General features: G+C 72.7%; 6 protein-coding genes. 1 reads left to right on the plus strand and 5 read right to left on the minus strand.

The window, feature by feature from the left end:
• The 4 genes from CCN39_RS47545 to rimP form a co-directional block, all read right to left on the minus strand.
• On the minus strand, window positions 1-193 hold a 193-nt coding region (locus tag CCN39_RS47545; RefSeq protein ID WP_143264468.1), incomplete at its 3' end, for a translation initiation factor IF-2 N-terminal domain-containing protein.
• Between the two features lie 78 nt (window positions 194-271).
• Entirely contained in the window at window positions 272-589 is a 318-nt protein-coding gene (locus tag CCN39_RS47550) for a YlxR family protein (protein WP_086853732.1), read from the minus strand.
• Window positions 590-666: 77 nt separating this feature from the next.
• Window positions 667-1713: a transcription termination factor NusA gene (nusA, locus tag CCN39_RS47555; RefSeq protein ID WP_086853734.1), complete on the minus strand. Its 1047-nt coding sequence runs from the start codon at window positions 1711-1713 to the stop codon at window positions 667-669.
• Window positions 1710-2252, minus strand: a complete 543-nt coding sequence (gene rimP, locus CCN39_RS47560) for a ribosome maturation factor RimP (RefSeq protein WP_086853736.1) — start codon at window positions 2250-2252, stop codon at window positions 1710-1712. Before rimP ends, nusA begins: the two co-directional genes overlap by 4 nt.
• A gap of 120 nt (window positions 2253-2372) precedes the next feature.
• Between rimP and CCN39_RS47565 the strand changes: the two genes are divergently transcribed.
• A complete protein-coding gene (locus CCN39_RS47565) occupies window positions 2373-3308 on the plus strand; it encodes a ferritin-like domain-containing protein (RefSeq protein WP_086853738.1) in 936 nt (311 codons plus the stop codon).
• Between the two features lie 36 nt (window positions 3309-3344).
• Here the strand turns inward: CCN39_RS47565 and CCN39_RS47570 are convergent.
• Window positions 3345-3892, minus strand: a 548-nt coding sequence (locus CCN39_RS47570; RefSeq protein WP_086853739.1) for a hypothetical protein, incomplete at its 5' end; no start/stop codon positions are given.

A 3892-nucleotide genomic window follows, 5' to 3' on the forward strand; every position in this document is an offset into this window, starting at 1 on the left:
GGCCGGGGGTGGGTCCCGGCTTCTTGGCGCCCTTGGGGGCGTACGCGTCGCGGAGACGGCGGGCGACGGGCGCCTCGACCGTGGACGACGCGGACTTGACGAACTCGCCCTGTTCCTTCAACTTCGCGAGCACGTCCTTGCTGGTGATGCCGAGCTCTTTCGCGAGCTCGTGTACGCGGGCCTTGCCTGGCACAACTCTCCTCATCTAGGGGAGGCCAGGCGGAAAACCCGCTGACCTCGTCCTTATTGTCTGACGCTCATGGCTTCAGCTTCACGGCTGACTCATGACGGGTCGACCTGCTTCCTTGATTCCTCGCGACCCCGGGGACGTCCCGGGCTCGTGGTGCGGGGTGGTGCGCCCGACGTGCTCGCGAACCTCGCGAACGTCGAGCGCCCCGAGAGCCCGCAAGGCTCTCGGGAAGGCTCGCCGCCGTTCGGCCTTGGCCAGGCAGTCCGGGTCGGGGTGCAGCCAAGCCCCCCGGCCCGGCAGCCGCCGACGTTCGTCGACGACCACCCGCCCGGCCACCGCGACCACGCGCAGCAGCTCACCGATCAATGCCCGCCGCTTGCAGCCGACACAAGTCCGCACCGGGGAAATCCGGTGGGGCTGGTGCTCGGCTACCCGCCGCGGGCTTCGAACCACTCCTGAGTCTAGCGCTTCGACCTTCACTCAGCCGAACCGGTTGTCGCGGCGGGCCGCGGCGGACGGGCGTGGTCTTGATCACCCTCGTCGTCCACGGGTGCGGCGTCGCTGCGGATGTCGATCCGCCAGCCGGTCAAACGGGCGGCGAGGCGGGCGTTCTGGCCCTCCTTGCCGATCGCCAGCGACAGCTGGAAGTCCGGCACCACGACGCGGGCGGTCTTCGCCCGCTCGTCCACGACTCGTACCGACACAACCTTCGCGGGCGACAGCGCATTCCCGACGAAGCGAGCGGGGTCCTCGGAGTAGTCGATGATGTCGATCTTCTCGCCGGCCAGCTCGCTCATCACGTTGCGCACCCGCGCGCCGACCGGGCCGATGCAGGCGCCCTTGGCGTTCACGCCCGCCACGGTGGACTTGACCGCGATCTTCGTGCGGTGTCCCGGCTCGCGCGCGACGGCGGCGATCTCGACCGTCCCGTCGGCGATCTCCGGCACCTCGAGCGCGAACAGCTTGCGCACCAGGTTCGGGTGCGAGCGCGAGAGCGTGATCTGCGGGCCGCGGTTGCTGCGCGACACCGTGACCACGTACGCCTTGATCCGGCTGCCGTGCTCGTAGGACTCCCCGGCGACCTGCTCGCCGGAGGGCAGCACGCCCTCGGTGTCACCCACCTGGACCACGACCATGCCGCGCGCGTTCGCGCGGGCGTCGCGCTGGATGACGCCGGCGACGATCTCGCCCTCCTTGGTGGAGAACTCGCCGAAGGTCTTCTCGTGCTCGGCGTCGCGCAGCCGCTGCAGGATGACCTGGCGGGCGGTGGTGGCGGCGATCCGGCCGAACCCCTCCGGGGTGTCGTCCCATTCCTCGTCGACCTGGCCGTCGTGGGTCAGCGTGTGCGCGAGCACGCGCACCAGGCCCGTCTTGCGGTCGATGTCGATGCGGGCGTGCGGCTGGTGGCCCTCGGTGTGCTTGTACGCGGTGAGCAAGGCCGTCTCGATGGCCTCGATCACCGTTTCGAAGGGGATGTCCTTGTCCCGTTCGATCGCCCGCAGCGCGGCGATGTCGACGTTCACTTCGACCCCTTCTCCGTCTCGGCCTGACCGGCAGCGATCATGCCGGACGCGTCGTCTTCGAGCAGTTTCAGGTCCTCGGCGGGCGGCTGCTTGAACTCGATCTCCACGACCGCCTTCGCCACGTCGGCGTAGCGGACGTCGCGGAGCTTGCCGCCGGCCAGGACGCGGGCGGCGTCCTCGCCCGCGTGACCGACCCGGCCGACGAACGGCGCGCCGTCCGCCGGGCTGATCTTCACCAGGCGGAACCGCGCGCGCCGCCAGTGCCTCGGCTGGGTGAGCGGGCGGTCGAGGCCCGGCGAGGTGACCTCCAAGGTGTAGGCGCTCGCGAGCACGTGCTCGTTCTCGTCGAGCGTCGCCGAGACCGTGCGGCTGATCTCGGCGATCTCGTCCAGCCCGACCCCGTCGTCGGAGTCGACGACGACCTTGACCAGCTGGCGCCGGCCGGCCTGCTGCACCTCGAACGAGTCGAGGTCGAAACCCGCGGCGGTGACGGCTTCGGCCACTATCGGCTGAAGCCGGCTGGCGAGTTCTCCTGGCACGTGGGGCTCTCCTTGGTTCGGACCGGGTTGCGCGGGTCGGTGGTGGACCAGCTTATCCGGTCGCCCGCTTCCCCCGCGCGAGCGGCGGGGGCGCCCCGGGGCCTGGCAGGATGGGGCGGCGTGACCGGAAGACCGACCGAGCTGACCCGCCGCGGCGCCCTCCGTGCGGGGGCGCTGGCCGCACTGGCCGTTCCCCTCGCCGCCTGCGGGCCCGGCTACGACGAAAGCCCCGACCCGCTGCAGCCGCTGCTGGCCGCCGCCCAGGCGGACGCCGCCGCCGCGCGGGCGCTGGCCAACGGCGCCGATGCCGACGCCGCCGGCCAGCTCGCCGACGCGCGCGCGGCACACGCGGCCGCCCTCAAGTCCGAAGTGGACCGGCTGAACCGGCCCACCCCGTCGCCGTCCCCCGCGCCGCCGGCCCCGGCGGCGCTGGGCGATCTGAAGGAGCGCCTGGCCGCGGCGCGCAAACAGGCCGAAGGCCTCGTCGGCGGGCTCCCGCGCTACCGCGCCGGGCTGGTGGCCGCGGTGGCGGCGGGCTGCGCGTCGCTGCAGCGCATCGCCCCGGCGCTGGGCCCCGGCGAGGACGCGCCCAAGCCGGGCACCACCCCGGCCGGCGCGGTGCCGCCGGAGGCGGTGGACCCGCTGCAGGCGGCCCTGGCGGCCGAGCACGCCGCGGTGTGGGTGTACGGCCTGGTCAGCGCGTTCCTGCCGGGTGAGTTCGGGGACGCGGAGAAGAGCGGCGCGGCGGAGCACGCCCTGCGCCGCGACTTCCTCCAGACGACGCTCGCGGCGGCCGGGGCGACCCCGGTGGCTCCCGAGGCGGCGTACGTGCCGAAGAACCCGGTGACGGACGCGAAGTCGGCGTCGCAGGTGGTGGCGACGGCCGAGGCGGACTGCGCGTCGGCGTGGCTCGCGGTGATCGACCACACCGACGAGGCGGGCCTGCGCACGACGGCGCTGCACGCGCTGGTCGCCGCCTCCCGCCGGGGCACGCCCTGGCGTTCCGAGGCGGGCGAGAAGCCGGTGGCGATCGCGATGCCCGGCCAGTCGGGCTGACCTTCCGGCCCGAGCGTCCGGCGGCGGGCGCTCGGGTCAGGAGTGGAGGTCGGCCGACAGGCGGAGGGCGTCGTCGGCGATCTTCTCGATCAGGTTCTCGTCCTTGTGCTTGGCGTAGAAGTCGGCCAGCACGATCGTCGTGTTCGTGCCGTCGACCTTCGACGAGTACGCCGCGTCCTTGCCGCTCACGCTCGGGGTGCCGGTGCCGGCGAACGTCTTGTCCTTCACCAGGTCCGTGACGTTGCCGGTGCCGTCCTGCTCGGTCAGCGCCTTGAGCGCCTTCGCCTGCCCCGAGTCCGGCATGCCGACCAGCGCCACGGACACCAGCGCCTTCGCGCCGCCCGACTCCGTCGTGTACAGCGCCCGGACCAGCGACCGGCACGGGCTGGCCTCGAAGAAGTCCTTCGTCTTGCCGTAGGACTTCTCGGCGCAGTCGGTCGTCTTCGCCGGCCCGGCGACCAGCGTGAACTTGAACTGCCCGGTGTTCTGCGCCGGCGGCTGCGCGATCGGCTCGTCCGGTGTCGAGTCGTGCCGGATCAGGAACCACAGCAGCCCGGAGACGACGGCGATCGCGACCAGCCCGG

Origin of the sequence: Amycolatopsis kentuckyensis (assembly GCF_002155975.1) — a bacterium.
GTDB classification, from domain to species: Bacteria; Actinomycetota; Actinomycetes; order Mycobacteriales; family Pseudonocardiaceae; genus Amycolatopsis; species Amycolatopsis kentuckyensis.